This is a genomic window from Tenacibaculum piscium (assembly GCF_021390755.1).
In the GTDB taxonomy this organism is placed as follows: Bacteria; Bacteroidota; Bacteroidia; order Flavobacteriales; family Flavobacteriaceae; genus Polaribacter; species Polaribacter piscius.
In genome coordinates this window covers 438236-456854 of record NZ_JAJGWR010000002.1, presented here as the reverse complement: position 1 = coordinate 456854, position 18619 = coordinate 438236, and the positions used below count along the sequence as shown (strand labels likewise).

Below are 18619 nucleotides of genomic sequence, written 5' to 3'. Positions count from 1 at the left end.
TGTGAAAATTAGTTTATTTGTTGCCAAGTTGTTCCATCAGATTGTAAATGATATACTGTGGCATTTGTAAGTCCAAGAGTCGTGGTGCTATTACTACTTACATAATTTCTAGATAATGTAGCAAATCCTGAAGCACTTGTTTTAATAATATATATTCTTCCCTCTACCGTTGAAGCATCAGGAATTGTAATTGTTATATTTGTAGCTGTATTATTTTTTAAAATCAAAGTATAGTTGTCTTCTGTTAAAGTAAAATTAGTATTTGTACTTGTTATCGATTTTGAAACAGAACCTACTACTTGAAAGGTCGAATTTGCCCTTTTAAAAGAAGCATCATTATAATTAGCATTTAAATTACTAGAAATGGGTACTTCTTGTTGATTTAAATTAATACCAAATCTTGTTTTAGCATTTTGTGTATCATTACTACCTTGAACACGAAATAACTCTCGGTGAAATTGAGCTCCTCTGTAATCATATCTTTTAAAAACGATTGGCTCATCACCATCATCACCAATAACAAATTCTAAACGACCTTGATTATCTGGGCCAGCAGAACCAATTTCGAAAAAATCAGTTTTACCAGAAGCTCCCTTCAATCTAAAACTTCCATTTGATGTAGTAAAAAATATCGGTTTATAAAAATTAGCACCACTTGATTCAAATTGTAGTGCTGAAACTCCATTATTTCCTTTAATATGTACTACTGATTGATTATCATCAGTATAATCAGGATAACTTTGTGTTAATCCTAGGGTTTGCCTACGACCAAACTCCAATAAAGGAATATTATTTGAGCGTATTTGCATTTTTTTATCATCGGTAGTTCCTAAAAAATTAATCGTTGTTGTTCCTGAGTTTCCTGTGGTTAACCAATTATTTAATGCAGGATTATCAATCCAATCTGTTCCCGTTGCTGTTGATGATAAAATTTGTCCTGTTGTTCCAGCATCACCATTTGTATCAGCATAAGTACCTGTTACAGATAAGTTCTTCGGAATACTAATATTCTGTGTCGCATCTATTGCTAAAGCATTTGTACCATTGGTTGAAAAACCTAAATTATCTTCTCCAATACGATACATTCCTGTATTGTTATCATCTGAAAATTTAAAGGCAGGATTACCCACAGTACCATTAGAACTCCTAAAACGTATAGCCCTTGCTGTTCCGTTTACTGTTAATTTATTAGTATCCGAAATGTTAAAAGGGTTTCCTACATAAAGCTTCTTATTTGTATCATCCCAGCTTAACTGAGTATTATTTTCTGTTGGTTTTTCATCTGCTCCTGCAAAAAATATAGAACCTGTTGTTCCTGTATGTGCAGCATCATTGTCTATCCATTTAGTTGCTGTACTTGTTGATGCTAAAATTTGACCATCGCCACCAAAACTTCCAGTACTATCTTTATAACCCTTATCTACAGTAATGTTTTCTACGAACCGTGCATGGTCAACGACATTAATACCATTAGTAGCTCTTAAATCTAAAAAACCTGTAGATTGTAGTGCGATATAATTTGTACCGTCTATATAGAAATCACTTAAATCTGTAAAACGAAATGAATTGCTGTTACCTGTTAATAATCGATTAGCCGTTAACGTTCCGTTGGCAGTATAAATATTTTCAGTAAGGTTATTACTATCAGCTAATTTTTTCCAACGATTTGCAATTATTGGTTCATCAGCATCGTAAATTTTAATTTCACTAGCCGTTGTGTCAAACCAAACATCGCCTTCTACTGGAGAAGGAGGTGCGGTAGCAATTGTTGTTACTTTATTTTTAGTGTTATCAATCCAACTAGTACCTGTACTTGTTGATGCTAAAATTTGACCTGCTGTTCCTGCATTATTACCAGCATCTATAAATTGTTTTTTTACTTGAAAATTTTCATCTACAGTAAGGTTTTTAGCAACACTTGTATTAGTATTTAGTACTATAGTATTATTTGCTTTAATTGTGGTATTAGCTCCACTAGAACCAATCTTAGTTTCTCCAGAACTAAGTATTTCCGTTACAGTAGTGTTTACAGTAAAGTTTCCAATATCGTTAAAAGATAAGTCATATCTCCCGCCAGTTCCTGTACTCCCTGTTAAAACTCGATGGTTTGTTAAACTACCATTTGCATTGTAAATGTTTGTAGTAATATTATTACTATCAGAAAGTTTTTTCCAATTAGTACCGTCCCATATGGTAATTTTACCATCAGTATCGTTAAACCAAACATCGCCCTCTATTGGATTAAGGTGAGGACTTGAGCCAGTAGTTACTTTATTTTTAAATATCGAATTTATAGTTCCTTTATTATCAACAACATTAAATTCTTGTGCATTTACTTTTATTGAAAGGAAAATAAAAGGAACAATTAAGGTAAATAAGCGATTTTTATAATTTATCATTTTTTTTTTTTTCTTAACAAGAAAACACACCTATAGCAAAGCGTGTAATTTTTCATATATTTTGGGTAAATATAATTGAAAAAAACATAATTATATAAATATATTATTAATTAATTTATTTGTTGTCGATTAGTTCTTAATATATTAAGTTTTTATTTAAAGGTTTTTTTTAGTAATTTGACCTGTTATTTGCAATATCAATTTTATAAAAAGCTGGTTTTTTATTTATAAGCAGTGTATAAAACGATTAGACTTTCTTTAAAAATAAGCTGTTTATTAGTGGTATTTCCTGAAGTTCCTAAAGTATATTTTACATTTATAGTAAAACCATCATTATTAAAAGATGTTAAATTCCCCATAATTTTACCTAAATCGTTTCCATTATTATTCGTATATCTTAAACCAATACAATTACTATTTGATGAAAGTCTTGAAATATCATTAATAGAATTACCACTTCCTCCTACAAATATAACAGATTGTGTAGTCGTTGCTGGAGTTTTGTCATATCTGGCAAAACCATTCATTGTACCGAAAGAATTTTGTAAAGTATTTGAGTTTCTTCTATCGCTATTTTTACTATCAGTGTCAAAACTTTCAATATTTGCATGTGCAACAAAAGTTATTTGAGATGGTTTAAAAGGCAATCCTGTTATTATTTTATCAAAATTTATATCTGTAGTAGTTGTTGTTGGAGCATCTATAATAAAAGAGCCTGTATATACTGATGCTGTATTATCAATCCATTCAGTAGCCGTTCCTGTTGATGATAAAATTTGTCCTGTTGTTCCAACATCGCCATCTTTATCTAAAAGTCCTTTTATAACTTGGAAATTTTCATTTGCAATCGTATTACTACGGAAATCAATTCCATTAGTTGCTTGTAAATTAATATTTTGAGTAGCATCAAAAGTTATAAATTCAGTGTTAGAAACCATAAAAGCTTTAAAATAACTAATATCAAATCGATTTACGGCATTTCCTGATATCGTTCTATTACTAGTTATAGTTCCATTATCAGTATAAATAGTTTTATTAACAAAATCAGAAAGTTTTTTCCAAATACTACCATCATAAATTTTAATTTCACTAGCAGTCGTATCAAACCAAACATCGCCCTCTATTTTTGAAGCAGGAGGACTTGCGGTCGGAGAAGTTGTTACTTTATTTTTAAATACCGAATTTATAGTTCCTTTATTATCAACAACATTAAATTCTTGTGCATTTATTTTTATCGAAATAAAAATAAATACTAAGATAAATAAGTAGTTTTTATAATTTTTCATCTTTTTTACTATTAGAGAACATAATATACGATTATTTTTAAAATATTTTTAAAAAATAGCGTATAGGGAGTTATATTTAAATCGCGTAAATATAATTTAATTATGGATAATAATAAAAAATATAATTATTTTAATTTATTTGTTGCCAATTAGTTCCGTCCGATTGTAGATGATATGTTAATGAATTTGCAAGTATTGTTAAAGGAATTCTATCCGTTGGTATATAATCTCTTGATAATGTCGCTGTACCGAGCGTATTGGTTTTTATGATATATATCCGTCCTTTTGCCGTAGAAGCATCAGGAATTGTAATGGTTATTGGTGTGGTATTGTCTAAAATAATTGTATGATGAGTTTCATCTAATATAAAATTATTAGTAGTATTTTCTATCGGATGCGTATTATTAGATGTCCATTTTGTACCTGTTCCTGTTGATGATAATATTTGACCACTCGTACCAGCTTTATTACTGGCATCTATAAAACGTTTTTTAAGAGAAAGGTCTTCATGTATTGTAGTGGTATTATAAAGGTAAATTCCTAATTTTCCTTCTATTTGAAAATAAGTTTCACATCTTAATTGAATCTCATTTGTATCATAAACTTGAAATGAATCTAAATTAAAATAGAATAAACTATTACCAGCTCCATTTAAGTCTCTAATACCCGTTAAAGTTCCATTTTCAGTGTATATATTTTGATTAGAAATACTTTTCCATCTATTGGCTGGTGTTGGTTCATCAGCATCATAAATTTTAACTTTATTATTAGTCGGATTGCTTTCAAACCAAATATCACCTTCTAAAGGATTTGCAGGAGCGTATGTACCGCTACTAACACTTGTATTTACATTTTTGATAGTTCCTTTATTATCAACAACACTAGTTCTTTGTGCTGTTATTTTTAATGAGATAAAAATTAAGGCAAAAATTAATATAATGGTATTTCTTTTGTAGTCTATCATGTCCTTACTAGATTAAATTATATGATAATATAAAACACCAAATCAGAGTAGATTTGTGTTTTTAGTCAGGGGGGAGGATAACGGTAATTTGGGGTATTATAAATAGTTTAGATGGGAAAGTAAGCAACTATTTTTGTAATTTATAACTTTTAAGCATTGGCTCTAAATAAGAACCAATGCCAAAAGTTATAAGTAATAATTCAATTAAGTTGTAATGCTTTTAAGCAGTAATATTAGTTTGTAAATTGTACTTCAATAAAGTCATTCGCTGGTATAACAGGTACTAATAAATCAACTTGTCCAGCAGTATTAACAGTAAAATCAGTAGTAAAAACTAATTTAACACCGTTTTTATATACAAATAATCTAGATTTTTTATTATTAAAATCTAGTGTAGTTAAAGCATCTACAGCACTAGCAGGATTAATTTCAGGTAAACCAGGAACACTAATAGTAGTACTATTTCCTTCACCATAAGCAGCAGCATTAAAAGCACTTAAATATTTAGCTGCATCTGAAGCTAATAATTTTTTAACCTCTCCTGTAGTTTCATCTCTTACCATTAAAGTTAAACCAGGATTATTAAAATCAGTAGCAGGTAAATCACCATTAGCAATACTTGCTTCATTAAGACCTGCAACAGCAAAGTAATTAGTTGTAGTAGCAGTAATAGTAGCAGGAGCAGTTAAAGTTCCACCTATTGAGTAAGTAGTTGAATTATCAGTAGCATCGAATTCTGAAGTAATACCGTTACCAACTTTTAATGTTTTAATTGTACCTTTGTTGTCAACAGCAGTAACATCTAAATCAGTTGTTTGTGCGCTTACAGTTCCGATTGCTAACATTCCGACAGCAACTACGGCTAATTTAAAAGAATTTGTTTTTCTCATCATTTTTTGATTTTAAAATTTGGGGTTTTTTATTTAATATAATTGAACTATTCTTATTTGGTCGCCTGCGTAGCATTTTGCGTTAGGCTCTAATGTAATACCCGTTTTAGCAGGGTTTATTGTAAAATCTACACGAACGCCATTTCTATATACGTTTATTTTATCTTCAGATTTTAAAGTTATTGTAAAATCTAATTGATCTGCTGTTGCTGTTAATTTAGTTACTTCTTGTTTAAGAACTGTATTTAAGGTTACTTTCTTTAATTCTCCTGTTGTTCTATCAATAGTAACAATATCATCATTTGTAATATCTCCAGTTTGTAAATTTTTAATAGCAAAAGCCTTTCCGTCTGTATCAATAGTAGTATCAGATAATAATTTCCCACCTAATTGTATGTTATTTTTTGTAGGGTCAGTAGTATCATCAATAGTTAAACCATTACTTGCTATTACAGGATTTTGAGTATTTGTATTTGTTTGTGTTATCCAAGCTGTTCCCGTATAAGCATAAATTGTTCCTGTTGCGATATCTACATAAATATCACCAGCCACTGAATTTGGAGCAGTTGTATCGGTAGGTATTCCAGTTCCTTTCTTCGGATTTCCATTTAATAAAACCCAAGTTGAAGTTGTACCGTCCCAAATTTTTGTTTCGTTGGTTGTTGGATTAACCCAAAAATCTCCATTATTAGGATTTGCAGGAGCAGTTGTATTATTTATAACTTTTACAGGATTTTGAGTATTTGTTGATGTTGAATTTAATAAAACCCAAGTTGTACCGTCATAAATACTTGTTGGATTGTTTAAACCTGCCGTATCATTAATCCAAAAATCTCCTTTATTATTATTAGTTGTAGGAGCGGTGTTTGCTGTTGTAACTTCTACGGAAGTTCCTGTATTTGTTGATGTTTGTGTAACCCAACTTGAAGTTGCCGTATTATAGGTGTACGTTTTTGCAGTAGCAACATCAATATATACATCTCCCGCAATTGGATTTGGAGCTGTTATATTGTCTGGTATTCCTGTTCCTGTTTTTATTTTACTATTTATTGGAATCCAACTTAAACCGTTCCAAATATTCATGATATTTCCGCTTGAACTATCAATCCAGAAATCCCCCGTGTTATTATCGGTTGGAGGTGTATTATCTGTGATAAAACTCGCAGTTTGACATAAACTTCTCCAAATAGTTCCGTTATATGAAAACACACAATTCTCATCAGTATTATAAACTAATGCACCTTTTAAAGGCGTTGTTGAGTTCATTGTTGTAGTATTCATTTTGGTAATTACTAAAACTTTATCAGGGCTTTCAAGCTCTAAAACAGAATTTGAATCAATAGCGTTAGGATTGTTCCCTATTTTTACTTGTGCAAAAAGGGTGATATTTGTTAGTAAAAAGAGTAGTAAAGAAATTTTAAACTTCATCTTGTTGTGTAAATTTTTTACAATATTAACCTTTATTTAAGTAAAATGAAACTATTTTTAAATATATTTTATGATAAAATATATTTAATATAACGCTGTTAAGTGTTTATATATAAAACAACTAACAAAATATAATTCTATTTTTCTGCTTTTTTTTTTTGATAAATGCTTATTTTTTATTTTTTTTCTGATGATTTTCGAGTAGTTAAAAAAAGGCTTTAAAAATCATTAAAAATTAATGTAATTAGCCGATATATTTATCAATTAATTAAAGGTTTTATTTTTTTTATTTGAAGCTAAAACGCTATAAAATAAGGTTAAAACATTTTTTTGATGATATGACAATGGATTTTAAAAATGCTTATTTGTTTTTGTTTTTTTGATATAAAAACTAGATTATTTTTCTTAAAAAAGTTAAAAAATGGCTTAATTGTTATGATAAAAATAATTATTCTTATTTATTTTCAGGATTCGTTAATTGTTATTTTATAAATTGATTTTAGCGGTATTTGAATTGATATAATTTCACGAAAAAAAATTATTTTTCGGCATCAAAAAGGGCATCTAAAAAAGTTTTGATAGTTTTAAAACCATAATATACACTAAACAGGATTAAAAATACGCCAAGTGCTACTAAAAAATAGGCGATATATTTTTCAGGATTTTCGGTATATATTTTAAGAGCTTTAAACCCGATAGTAATTACAATTGGCGATACGGATAGTAATCCTAATAAGATAAAAAACCGTTTTAATACGTTTTTGTTGGTTGTTTTTTTGGTCATTTTTTGTTTTATATTTTTTTCAGATGAAATTTAAAAAGTTTTATAGTAGAAAAATAAGAAACCGCATCCGTCAACCTGAATTTATTTCAGGTTCTCATCCTGATTTGCCGTAGTTATTCCTTTTTTTTTGATGATTCTTGTCAATTCGAGTGATTTTAATGACTAAAAGGAATTAAAATTGTATCGAGAATTTGAGTTATTTTATGTTGATTTATATGTTAAAAAGTTCTCGATACAATTTTTTTGAAGGAAAAAAATCACTCGAACTGACCGTTTATTTAATTTTTAAATAGGTTCTAAATGTTATTCGTTTTTATTTTTGATAGTATAGTTATTGATAGCATTTCGAACGTTTCCGTATTTTTTTAATATTTCGGTAGCTTTTTCGGGTGGGATATTTAATTCAGCAACTAACATTTTTTCGGCTCTTTTCACTAATTTTTCGTTAGATAGTTGCATATCTACCATTTTGTTTCCTTTTATTTTTCCAAGTTGAATCATGGTAGCGGTTGAAATCATGTTTAGGACTAATTTTTGAGCCGTACCAGCTTTCATACGAGAACTTCCAGTAACAAATTCTGAACCAACAACAACTTCAATAGGAAATTGGGCAGTTACAGCGAGCGGACTATTTTTATTACAAGTGATACAACCTGTTATTATTTTATTTTCGTTGCATTTTTTTAGTGCTGAAATAACGTAAGGTGTTGTTCCTGAGGCGGCAATACCGATAACGACATCATTTTCTGTAATTTCTTGATTTTGTAAATCTATCCAACCTTGGTTTTGGTTGTCTTCGGCATTTTCCACGGCATTTCTGATGGCTTTATCTCCACCAGCGATAATTCCTGTAACTAATTCGGGGGAAACGCCAAAAGTAGGAGGGCATTCGCTTGCGTCTAAAATCCCTAAGCGTCCGCTAGTTCCAGCCCCGATATAGAATAAACGTCCATTTTTTTTAAGTTTTTGAACGATAATTGCTGTTAATTTTTCAATTTGTGGCAATGCTTTTTCTACGGCATTTGGTATTGTTTTATCTTCTTTATTGATGTTTGATAATAATTCAGAAACGCTCATTTTTTCTAAATCATTATATTTTGATGTTTGTTCGGTTGTTTTTATAAATTTCATATTTCAAATTTAGGAATTATAAATTTTTAATTGATATTTTATCACGTTTTTATAAATTGATACATTCTAAATGTAGGGGCGAACCTATGTGTTCGCTCATTATTATCAAAATTATCAAACCAAAAAAAGTAGCTGAATGAACAGCTACTTTTCAATAGATTATTTTTATTTACAAATATTTTAGATACTTTGTAAAATTGTATTTAAAGTTTCACTAGGTTTCATAACATTGTCTGTTAAGGTATCATTTGGTTTATAATAACCGCCGATATTGACTGCTTTTCCTTGTACTTTATTTAATTCATTTACAATTACGGCTTCATTTTTCGCTAATTTTTCAGCAATCGGTGTAAATTGAGTTTTTAAGGTCGTTTCTTTATTTTGATTTGCTAATGCTTCTGCCCAATACATTGCTAAATAAAAATGCGAACCTCTGTTATCAAGTTCTCCAGTTTTTCTTGAAGGTCCTTTTTTAGTATCTAATAATTTATCGGTTGCATCGTCTAGTGTTTCGGCTAAAACGTTTGCTTTCGGATTATTTGTACTTGTTCCTAAATGTTCTAAAGAAACGGCTAATGCTAAAAATTCTCCTAAAGAATCCCAACGTAAATGATTTTCCTCTACTAATTGTTGCACGTGTTTTGGAGCAGAACCACCAGCACCTGTTTCGAACAATCCACCACCATTCATTAATGGTACGATAGATAACATTTTAGCGGAAGTTCCTAATTCTAAAATCGGGAACAAATCGGTTAAATAATCACGTAATACGTTTCCAGTAACAGAGATGGTATCTTTTCCTTCTTTTACTCTTTCTAGGGTATATTTAGTGGCTTCAATTTGCGATAAAATTTGAATATCTAAACCTTCAGTATCATGATTTTGTAGATATTTCTCTACTTTTTTGATGATTTCAGTATCATGCGCTCTTTCTTTTCCTAACCAGAAGATAGCAGGAGTTTGAGATGCTCTAGCACGAGTAACGGCTAATTTTACCCAATCTTGAACAGGTGCATCTTTTGTTTGACACATTCTCCAAATATCGCCTTTTTCCACTTCGTGAGATATTAGGACAGTTCCATTTGAATCGATTACGGTAACTTTTCCATTTTCTGAAATTTCAAAAGTTTTATCGTGCGAACCATATTCTTCGGCTTTTTGTGCCATCAAACCAACATTAGGAACAGTTCCCATTGTTGTTGGATCGAAAGCGCCATTCTTTTTACAGAAATCGATTGTTTCTTGATATAATCCAGCGTATGAGCTATCAGGAATTACGGCTTTTGTGTCTTGTAATTTTCCTTGTTTGTTCCACATTTGTCCAGAAGTACGAATCATTGCAGGCATGGAAGCATCAATAATTACATCTGAAGGAACGTGTAAATTGGTAATTCCTTTATCAGAATTTACCATAGCAAGGTCAGGATTTGCATCGTAAATAGTTTGAATATCTGCTAAAATCGCTGCTTTTTTTTCTGCGGATACTTCTTCTAAATTGCTTAATAAATTTCCGAATCCGTTATTTACATCAACGCCAATTTCTTTAAAGGTTTCGTTATATTTTTCGAATAAATCTTTAAAGAAAACACGAACGGCATGCCCAAAAATAATTGGGTCAGATACTTTCATCATGGTTGCTTTCATGTGTAGTGAAAGCAATAATTTTTTGTTTTTGGTATCGTTAATTTGTTCTGATAAAAATGCGATTAATGCTTTTTTACTCATTAAAGAACCGTCAATAATTTCGCCTGCTAACAAGGCTGTTTTTTCTTTTAATACGGTTATTGTTCCGTTATTGCTTGTATGTACAATTTTTACATCGGTAGCGTCTTTTACCGTTACTGATTTTTCAGTATGTGCAAAATCTCCAGCATCCATGGTCGCTACATGAGTTTTAGAATCGCTACTCCAAGCACCCATTGAGTGCGGATTTTTACGGGCATAATTTTTCACTGCTTTCGGAGCTCTACGGTCGGAGTTTCCTTCACGTAAAACTGGGTTTACAGCTGAACCTTTAATTTTATTGTAACGTGCTAGAATTGTTTTTTCTTCTTCGGTGGTTGCTTCTTCAGGAAAATTTGGCAACGCATATCCTAATGTTTGCAATTCTTTAATTGCTTCTTTTAATTGAGGAACAGAGGCAGAAATATTTGGTAATTTAATAATATTTGCTTCTGGTTTTTTGGCTAAATCTCCTAAAAAAGCTAAGGCATCTTCAACTTGTTGTGCTGGTGTTAAGAAATCAGAAAAGTTAGCAAGAATACGTGCTGAAAGCGAGATGTCTTTTGTTTCTATTTCTATGTTAGATGATTTTGTAAAAGCTTTTACAATAGGTAAAAACGAGCGAGTAGCCAATGCAGGAGCTTCGTCCGTTTTTGTGTACATAATTTTTGCAATTTTGCTCATATTTCAGTTTTTTAGAGAGTTTTAGAAAGGTGTTCTTAAAAACACGCAACCTAATTATTAATTTTATATTGAATTATTACAAATTTAATAATTACTTATGAGTTTATTGATGATAAAATGTTAATAGTTGTGGTACTTTATTATCAATATGATAAAAAAACAGATCAGTTTGAGAGGTGTTTTTCTTTAAAAAAAGATGTTTGTGATTTTTTTATATTCAATTAATCAAAATAATTCAAATTCTCGATACAATTTTAATTCCTTTTAATCATTAAAATCACTCGAATTGACAAGAATCATCAAAAAGCTAAAAAACACAGAAAATCAGGATGCGAACCTGAAATAAATTTAGGTTGACGGATTCTATTTCTTATTTTTCTGTGATGTTTTTTTTTAGATGAAATTTAAACAGGCTCTAAAATCACTTGAATTGACAAGAGAACTTGATTTTTTAAGCCAAAAAAAAGCACTGTGAAAAATCACAATGCTTTTTTATAAGTTGAATATAGATGTTATTCCTAACCTCTTCTTTCTTTAATTCTTGCTTTCTTACCAGTAAGATCTCTAAAGTAAAAGATACGTGCTCTACGTACAATACCTTTTTTGTTTACTTCAATTTTTTGAATAGCAGGTAAGTTAATAGGGAAGATACGCTCAACACCTACAGTACCAGACATTTTTCTGATTGTAAAAGTTTCAGAAGCACCAACACCTCTTTTTTGAATAACTACACCTCTAAAAAACTGAGTACGTACTTTTTCTCCCTCTCTAATTTCATAATACACAGTAAGTGTATCTCCAGCTGAAAATTCTGGTAATTCGTTTCTTGTTACAAATTCGTCTTGAACAAATTTTACTAAATCCATGGTAATGATATTTATATAGTTTTATAAAACAACATTCACGAGTATCGTCAGAGGTTAATTTATGACGGCAAAATTAATTAAAATTTTGTAAAACACATACTTATTTATGGTTATTTTATAATAATATTTTAACTTATTTTATAAATCGTTCAATAAATCGGGTCTTATATTTTTGGTGTGTTGGTAGGCTTTTTCTTCTCGCCACTTGTCAATTTTCGGAAAATTCCCTGATAATAATATTTCAGGAACTTTCATTCCGTCATATTCTGCGGGTCTTGTGTAAACGGGTGGTGATAATAAATTATCTTGAAATGAATCTGTTAGTGCCGATTGTTCATCGCCTAAAACCCCAGGAATTAAACGCACAACGGCATCACATAAAATGGCTGCGGCTAATTCTCCGCCTGTTAAAACATAATCGCCAATAGAAATTTCTTTGGTGATAAACTTATCACGTACACGTTGATCGACACCTTTATAATGTCCTGTTAAAATGATAATATTTTCTTTTAACGAAAGGGTATTCGCTATTGATTGATTTAGCGTTTTTGCATCTGGCGTCATATAAATAATTTCGTCATACGCTCTTTCAGCTTGTAATTTCGAAATACAAGTATCAATCGGTTCAATCATCAAAACCATACCTGCGCCACCACCAAATTGGGTGTCATCTAATTTTTTGTAAGAGCCAAGTCCGTAATCACGTAAATTATGAAAATGAATTTCGGCTAAACCTTTGTCAATGGCACGTTTCATCATTGAATGTTCAAACGGGCTTTTTAATAAATCGGGTGCTAGGGTAATAATATCTATTCGCATGTTGGCAAAGATATAATTTTTTTAAATTTCTTCGGAAGTTCTTTTGTGATTACGAATTGTTTTTTTGTAAACGGATGTTCAAATTGTAGGGTAGAGGCGTGTAAATAGAGTCCTTTTCCGTTTAAGATCAAACCTTCTGAAAAGTATTCTTTATCGCCTAAAATTGGATTATTTATAGCGAATAAATGTTTTCTTAATTGATGTTTTCTTCCTGTTTTTGGTGATAATTCAACAAGGTTTAACATTTTGAATCGTTCAGAAATAACTGATTTTATCAGTTTATAAGATGTTTGTGCTTTTTTATCATCAATAGGAAAATCAATAATTCCGTTATTTTCTATCTTCCCGATAGTTATAGCGTGATATGTTTTTGTAATTTCTTTATTTTCAAACAATTTATTTAAAGCGATGATGCTCGAATTTGTTTTTCCAATTAATAAAAGTCCGCTTGTCGGATAATCTAATCGATGTACGGGACGTGGACGTGTTGCATCTTCCAAAGGGCTTTTTTTGATGTTTTGCAGTAGCGCATTATCGATAGTTGCAAACGAATTTCCGCTAACTAAAATACCTGCAGGTTTATAAATAACAGCTAAATAAGCATCTTCAAAAAGAATTTCTAACGGAAATTCAAATTGTTTAAGTGTTTCTTTTTCCGATGTTTTGTATAATTCTATTTTTTCATTTCCATTGATAAAAAGTGCTGTTGTTGCAATTTTATCATCAACGAAAACCAATTTTTTCTTAATTGCTTTTTTGATGCCCGATTTTGTTGGAATTGTTTTAAAAATACCAACGGCGTATTCTTGTAATCGAATTGATTTTTCTAGAAAAGGTACTTTATGTGTTTCAGATAACATCATATTTGGGATATTTGAAGTTTGCTAAAAGCACGTAAATCTTCAAAAAAAAGGTTAAAATCTTCTTCAAATAATTTATAATGAATGGTTAAATCTTCAGAAGCTAGATTCATTTTTGAGCGTCCTTCGGTGCGTTTATTGATGCTATTTAAAACCTCTTGAATTCCATTGGTAAATTGATAATTATAGAGCCAATCATATTGAATCATACTAGGTAATAATTTCTGTGTTTTTTCAGGAAGAATAGCCTTATTTTTATGCAATAATTGATATACGGAATTTACATAAATATCTAATGGAATTTCAGAATACATTGTCCAATTTTTGGCTAAAAAATGGTCATAAAAAACATCGATAATTACGCCATCATAATGTCCGTAGCGTTCGTGTAAGCGTCTTTTACTTTTTCGAACAATTTGGTGTGCATCGGTATAGGTATCAATTTGACGGTGTAAAATAATTCCTTTTTGAATATGATGCTTGAAATGAGAAATTTTAGTTCCTTTAATATGGTCGGCAATAAAATTACCAATCATTAATTGGGTATTGTTTCCCGATAAATATAAATGTGATAAAAGATTCATAAATTAAAGAATAAAACTCAAACAAAAAACCACAAACTATTAATTTGTGGTTGTACGTTTTTTATTGATATTTAGTTTTTACTAGGAATATTTTTTAAGATTTCTAATAAAAATTTCCAATATTTTTGAGTTGATGATATTTGTGCGCGTTCATCAGGAGAGTGTGGTGCTCTAATATTCGGACCAAAAGAAACCATATCCATTTCAGGATAATTTTGTCCTAAAAGTCCACATTCTAAACCTGCATGACAAGCGGCAACATTAGGTTGTTCGTTATGTAAATCTACGTATAATTTTTCAACAATTTTTAATATTTCAGAATCTAAATTTGGCAACCAACCTGGATAGGTTCCTGAAAATTCTACATTAAAACCAGCTAATTCAAAGGCACAGCGCAATGAATTTGCTAAATCCCATTTGTTACTATCCGAAGAAGAACGTGTTAAACAGGCTATTTCAACATTTCCTTCTCTTACAGTAACACGTGCAATATTGTTTGATGTTTCAACTAATCCTTCAATATCTGGACTCATACGATACACGCCGTTTAATGCGGTATATACAGCTTTAATTAATCCTTCCTGAATGCCTAAATCCATTACATATTTGGGCGTTTCAATCGTTTCTAATACGATTGCTAAATTAGGTTCTAAGGAAGCAAACTCTTTTTTAATGGTGTTTATTAATTCTTGAGTTTCGAATAAAAAAGGTTCTTTAGAAATGGTATCAATCACTACTTTTGAGAAGCTTTCACGAGGAATAGCATTACGTAAACTTCCGCCATTTATTTCAGCGATACGCAATCCGAAGTTGGTAAAACCATCAAATAACAAACGATTCATTATTTTGTTGGCGTTTGCTAAACCTTTATGAATATCCATTCCTGAATGTCCTCCTGTTAATCCTGTAATTGCTATTGAAAAAGCGGTGGTATTTTCAGGTGTATTTTCTTGGGGATACTTTCTTGTTGCGGTAACATCTACGCCACCTGCACAACCCATGCTGATTTCATCATCATCTTCAGTATCTAAATTTAATAAGATTTCTCCTTTTAAGATTCCAGCATCTAATCCCATAGCGCCAGTCATTCCTGTTTCTTCATCAATGGTAAACAAGGCTTCAATAGCAGGATGTGCAATATCCGAAGCTTCTAAAATAGCCATAATTGACGCAACTCCTAAACCGTTATCGGCACCTAAAGTTGTTCCTTGAGCTTTTACCCAATCACCTTCGATAAACATTTTAATTCCTTGGGTATCAAAATCAAAAACGGTATCAGCATTTTTTTGATGTACCATATCTAAATGACTTTGTAATACAATGGCTTTGCGATTTTCCATTCCAACAGAAGCTGGTTTACGAATAATTACGTTTCCAACCTTATCAACCATGGTTTCTAAATTTAGATTTTCACCAAAATCTACCATAAATTGAATGATTTTTTCTTCTTTTTTTGATGGACGAGGTATTGCGTTTAAATTCGCAAAATTTTTCCAAATAGCTTTCGGTTCTAGGTTTTTTATATCTGAATTCATTGTAAATAAGATTTTTAACTTTAAAGCACGAAGGTACTTTTTTTAAGTGAGATATATAGCGTGCATTGTTTGAAAAAATGTAAATTTGTCCTATGGATTTTTCTTCAAAATTATTAGAAAACGCAGTGCAAGAAGTGAGCCGATTACCAGGAATTGGCAAGCGTACGGCACTTCGTTTGGTATTGCATTTATTAAAACAACCCACCCAAACAACCGAGTATTTAACAACAGCTTTAACACGTTTGCGAAACGATGTAAAAACCTGCGAAAAATGTCATAATATTTCAGATACTATTCTGTGTGAAATTTGTAATAATCCGAAACGAAATACTGAAATTGTATGCGTGGTGGAAGATATTCGTGATGTCATGGCGATTGAAAATACGGCTCAATTTAGAGGTGTTTATCATGTTTTGGGTGGTAAAATTTCACCGATTGAAGGTATTGGTCCTCAAAACTTGCAAATAACTTCTTTAGTTGATAAGGTAAAACAAGGTGAAGTAAAAGAGTTGATCTTTGCGTTAAGTTCGACTATGGAAGGCGATACGACTAATTTTTATATTTTCAAACACATTGAGAAGTATAAAATTATTACCTCTACAATTGCCCGTGGAATTTCGGTAGGTGATGAGTTAGAATATGCTGATGAGGTTACGCTTGGTAGAAGTATTGTAAATAGAATTCCTTTTGAACAATCAGTGAGTAATCAGTAAAAAAAAGACTTATAAAAAATAGTATAAAAAAGCGATGTTTAAACATCGCTTTTTTTATAAAATATTATATTGATGGTGATTTTCGATAGGTAAATCCGTTGTTTGAAAAAGTTAATTCTTGATTGTCATCAGAAAAAATAATATTTAAGTCAGCGCCGTTTCCTTCGTATCCTTGTATTTTGATATTATAGGTTTTGTTGTTGTTATTTTTCCAATATCCTTTGCGAGATTCTTTAGCATCTTTTTCACATAAACCAGAATTATCATTATAATCGTTAAAAGAGTAGGAATTATCTTTCCTAAATACATAAGTGTCTTGAAAATCACAATTATTAATTGCTTCTTCGCCCTTTTTTTTAATAAATTTCCACGATCCTACTATAATATCAACTTCTTCAGTTTCATTGTCTTCGGGTACTTTTTCAGTTTCAGAAGAACATGAAAACAGGAACATCATTGTTGCAAATACTAAAATTATTTTTTTCATAATAGGGGATTTTTATGTTAAATTATTGTTCGTTTACTCTTTATTTTAACGAAAATATAATTAAATATCTAATTTAGAGTATCTTTAATTAATTATTTTTTAGTTTTAGCTTCATTTGTGTCCCATGATTTTTTTATTCTTAACCTTTTATAAAATCGAATACCGAGCATCAATAATACGCCAAAAAGAATAATACCTGTAACGCCCCAAACCCAACTAACGGCATTTTTTAAGACCACTAAAAAGACAACGGCAAATAGAATTACGGTAGGTGCTTCGTTAAAGATTCGAAGCTTTGTAGGCGTGTAATTAATTTCATTACGTTGTAATTCTTTATATATTTTATGACAGAATCCGTGATAAAAATACAATGCCAAAACAAAGGATAATTTAACGTGCATCCAAGGCATTTCTAAATAACTAGGGTTTACAAAAAGCATCCAAAAAGCAAAAAAACTTGCTAGAAATAAAGATGGCCACGTAATTATATACCACAAACGCTTGGTCATTAATTTGTATTGTGTTTGCAAAATTTCCTTGGCAGGTTCGTCTTTTTTTTCGGCTTCTACATGATAAATAAATAAACGACCAACGTAAAATAAACCCGCAAACCAAGTAACTACAAAAATAATATGCAGTGCTTTTATGTATAAAAAATCCATAATAAAAAAAATGAGGTCTTAAAACTTTATGTTTTAAGACCTCAAATTTAATGTTTTTTTTAAATAAAAATTACATTTGCTTTTTTAATTCAGCGATAGATTTAGCAACAAGAATTCCAGGTAATTTTACAGGTGCTCCAATTTGAGCTAAAAAAGTACCTTTAACCTCTCCTTTTTTATAGGTTGTAAAACCAATTCTATATAAACCAACAGTTAATGCTTTTAAAGGATCTCCTGTTTTACTTTTATATCTTAATAATGAGTTATACTTAGATCCGCTAGGAAGTTTAGGCATTTCACTACTGTCATCATTTTTAGCAAGCGTAAACCATTTGGCACTTTTTACGTTACTTTCTGAAATACTATTTTTTGATACAATACTTGAACGTTCTAAAGTAATGTAAGTATCAAAATAATCTTTAGAATCTTTATTTGCTTCAAAATCATCAGAAACAATTGCGTTTTTAGCTTTGTTTTTCCCTACAGGAGATACCATTCTTACACCTAATTCAGGAGCAATAGCAGGAACCCAAACATATAAGTAATAGAATTTTTTTCCTTCTCTAGTTTCATCTTCATTTCCAGGCTTTACAAAACCTTTGTAAGAAACAACATCTGTATAAGGTAATCTAACTTTTTTAAATCCTAGATTTTTTTGTGTTAAACCACCAAAACTTCCTAGTTTTTTTTGAGCATTTACACTACCTAATGCGATACTTGCGATAGCAACAGAGGCAACAATTTTTTTAATGTTTTTCATTGTGTTTTTTATATTAAGTTAGACCAAATGTAAATAAAATTAATC

General features: G+C 30.5%; 17 protein-coding genes. 1 reads left to right on the top strand and 16 read right to left on the bottom strand.

Features of this window, described 5'->3' with window-relative positions:
* Positions 1-8 precede the first annotated feature (8 nt).
* From L0U72_RS06160 to L0U72_RS06100, 13 genes are all read right to left on the bottom strand, one after another.
* The gene (locus tag L0U72_RS06160) at positions 9-2399 is read right to left on the bottom strand and encodes a hypothetical protein (protein WP_233898671.1); all 2391 of its coding nucleotides are present in this window, start codon (positions 2397-2399) and stop codon (positions 9-11) included.
* 221 nt (positions 2400-2620) lie between these two features.
* Entirely contained in the window at positions 2621-3685 is a 1065-nt protein-coding gene (locus L0U72_RS06155) for a hypothetical protein (RefSeq protein ID WP_233898670.1), read from the bottom strand.
* Positions 3686-3815: 130 nt separating this feature from the next.
* Positions 3816-4649, bottom strand: coding sequence for a hypothetical protein (locus L0U72_RS06150; protein ID WP_233898669.1), 834 nt, complete (start codon positions 4647-4649; stop codon positions 3816-3818).
* A 233-nt stretch (positions 4650-4882) separates the two neighbouring features.
* A complete protein-coding gene (locus L0U72_RS06145) occupies positions 4883-5542 on the bottom strand; it encodes a hypothetical protein (RefSeq protein ID WP_233898668.1) in 660 nt (219 codons plus the stop codon).
* Positions 5543-5572: 30 nt separating this feature from the next.
* The gene (locus L0U72_RS06140) at positions 5573-6967 is read right to left on the bottom strand and encodes a hypothetical protein (protein ID WP_233898667.1); all 1395 of its coding nucleotides are present in this window, start codon (positions 6965-6967) and stop codon (positions 5573-5575) included.
* Positions 6968-7505: 538 nt separating this feature from the next.
* Positions 7506-7751: a DUF6095 family protein gene (locus tag L0U72_RS06135; RefSeq protein ID WP_193700325.1), complete on the bottom strand. Its 246-nt coding sequence runs from the start codon at positions 7749-7751 to the stop codon at positions 7506-7508.
* Between the two features lie 303 nt (positions 7752-8054).
* Complete coding sequence (gene murQ / locus L0U72_RS06130; protein ID WP_101917567.1) at positions 8055-8882, bottom strand: N-acetylmuramic acid 6-phosphate etherase; 828 nt, start codon at positions 8880-8882, stop codon at positions 8055-8057.
* Positions 8883-9062: 180 nt separating this feature from the next.
* Positions 9063-11288 (bottom strand): NADP-dependent isocitrate dehydrogenase, encoded by a 2226-nt coding sequence (locus L0U72_RS06125; RefSeq protein ID WP_233885069.1) that lies wholly within the window; start codon positions 11286-11288, stop codon positions 9063-9065.
* Between the two features lie 518 nt (positions 11289-11806).
* Positions 11807-12154 carry a 50S ribosomal protein L19 gene (gene rplS / locus L0U72_RS06120; protein WP_233885070.1) on the bottom strand — a complete coding sequence of 116 codons (348 nt, stop codon included), beginning with the start codon at positions 12152-12154 and terminating at the stop codon, positions 11807-11809.
* Between the two features lie 138 nt (positions 12155-12292).
* Positions 12293-12973, bottom strand: a complete 681-nt coding sequence (gene trmD, locus L0U72_RS06115) for a tRNA (guanosine(37)-N1)-methyltransferase TrmD (RefSeq protein WP_101917563.1) — start codon at positions 12971-12973, stop codon at positions 12293-12295.
* Positions 12964-13836 carry an RluA family pseudouridine synthase gene (locus L0U72_RS06110; protein ID WP_233898666.1) on the bottom strand — a complete coding sequence of 291 codons (873 nt, stop codon included), beginning with the start codon at positions 13834-13836 and terminating at the stop codon, positions 12964-12966. The genes trmD and L0U72_RS06110 overlap by 10 nt, the downstream gene beginning before the upstream one ends.
* A complete protein-coding gene (locus L0U72_RS06105; RefSeq protein ID WP_101917560.1) occupies positions 13833-14417 on the bottom strand; it encodes an acyl carrier protein phosphodiesterase in 585 nt (194 codons plus the stop codon). Before L0U72_RS06105 ends, L0U72_RS06110 begins: the two co-directional genes overlap by 4 nt.
* A 71-nt stretch (positions 14418-14488) precedes the next feature.
* Positions 14489-15952: an aminoacyl-histidine dipeptidase gene (locus L0U72_RS06100; RefSeq protein ID WP_233898665.1), complete on the bottom strand. Its 1464-nt coding sequence runs from the start codon at positions 15950-15952 to the stop codon at positions 14489-14491.
* 92 nt (positions 15953-16044) lie between these two features.
* Here L0U72_RS06100 and recR point away from each other — a divergent pair, with 92 nt between their 5' ends.
* The gene (recR, locus tag L0U72_RS06095; RefSeq protein WP_101917557.1) at positions 16045-16665 is read left to right on the top strand and encodes a recombination mediator RecR; all 621 of its coding nucleotides are present in this window, start codon (positions 16045-16047) and stop codon (positions 16663-16665) included.
* A 64-nt stretch (positions 16666-16729) separates the two neighbouring features.
* On the opposite strand, the gene L0U72_RS06090 is transcribed toward recR, so the two are convergent.
* The 3 genes from L0U72_RS06090 to L0U72_RS06080 all read right to left on the bottom strand — a co-directional run bounded on the left by L0U72_RS06090 (position 16730) and on the right by L0U72_RS06080 (position 18574).
* Complete coding sequence (locus L0U72_RS06090; RefSeq protein WP_233885081.1) at positions 16730-17152, bottom strand: lipocalin family protein; 423 nt, start codon at positions 17150-17152, stop codon at positions 16730-16732.
* 92 nt (positions 17153-17244) lie between these two features.
* Positions 17245-17814 carry a CopD family protein gene (locus tag L0U72_RS06085; RefSeq protein ID WP_233885082.1) on the bottom strand — a complete coding sequence of 190 codons (570 nt, stop codon included), beginning with the start codon at positions 17812-17814 and terminating at the stop codon, positions 17245-17247.
* A gap of 70 nt (positions 17815-17884) precedes the next feature.
* Positions 17885-18574, bottom strand: a complete 690-nt coding sequence (locus L0U72_RS06080) for a LipL32 family surface lipoprotein (protein WP_233897229.1) — start codon at positions 18572-18574, stop codon at positions 17885-17887.
* Positions 18575-18619 lie beyond the last annotated feature (45 nt).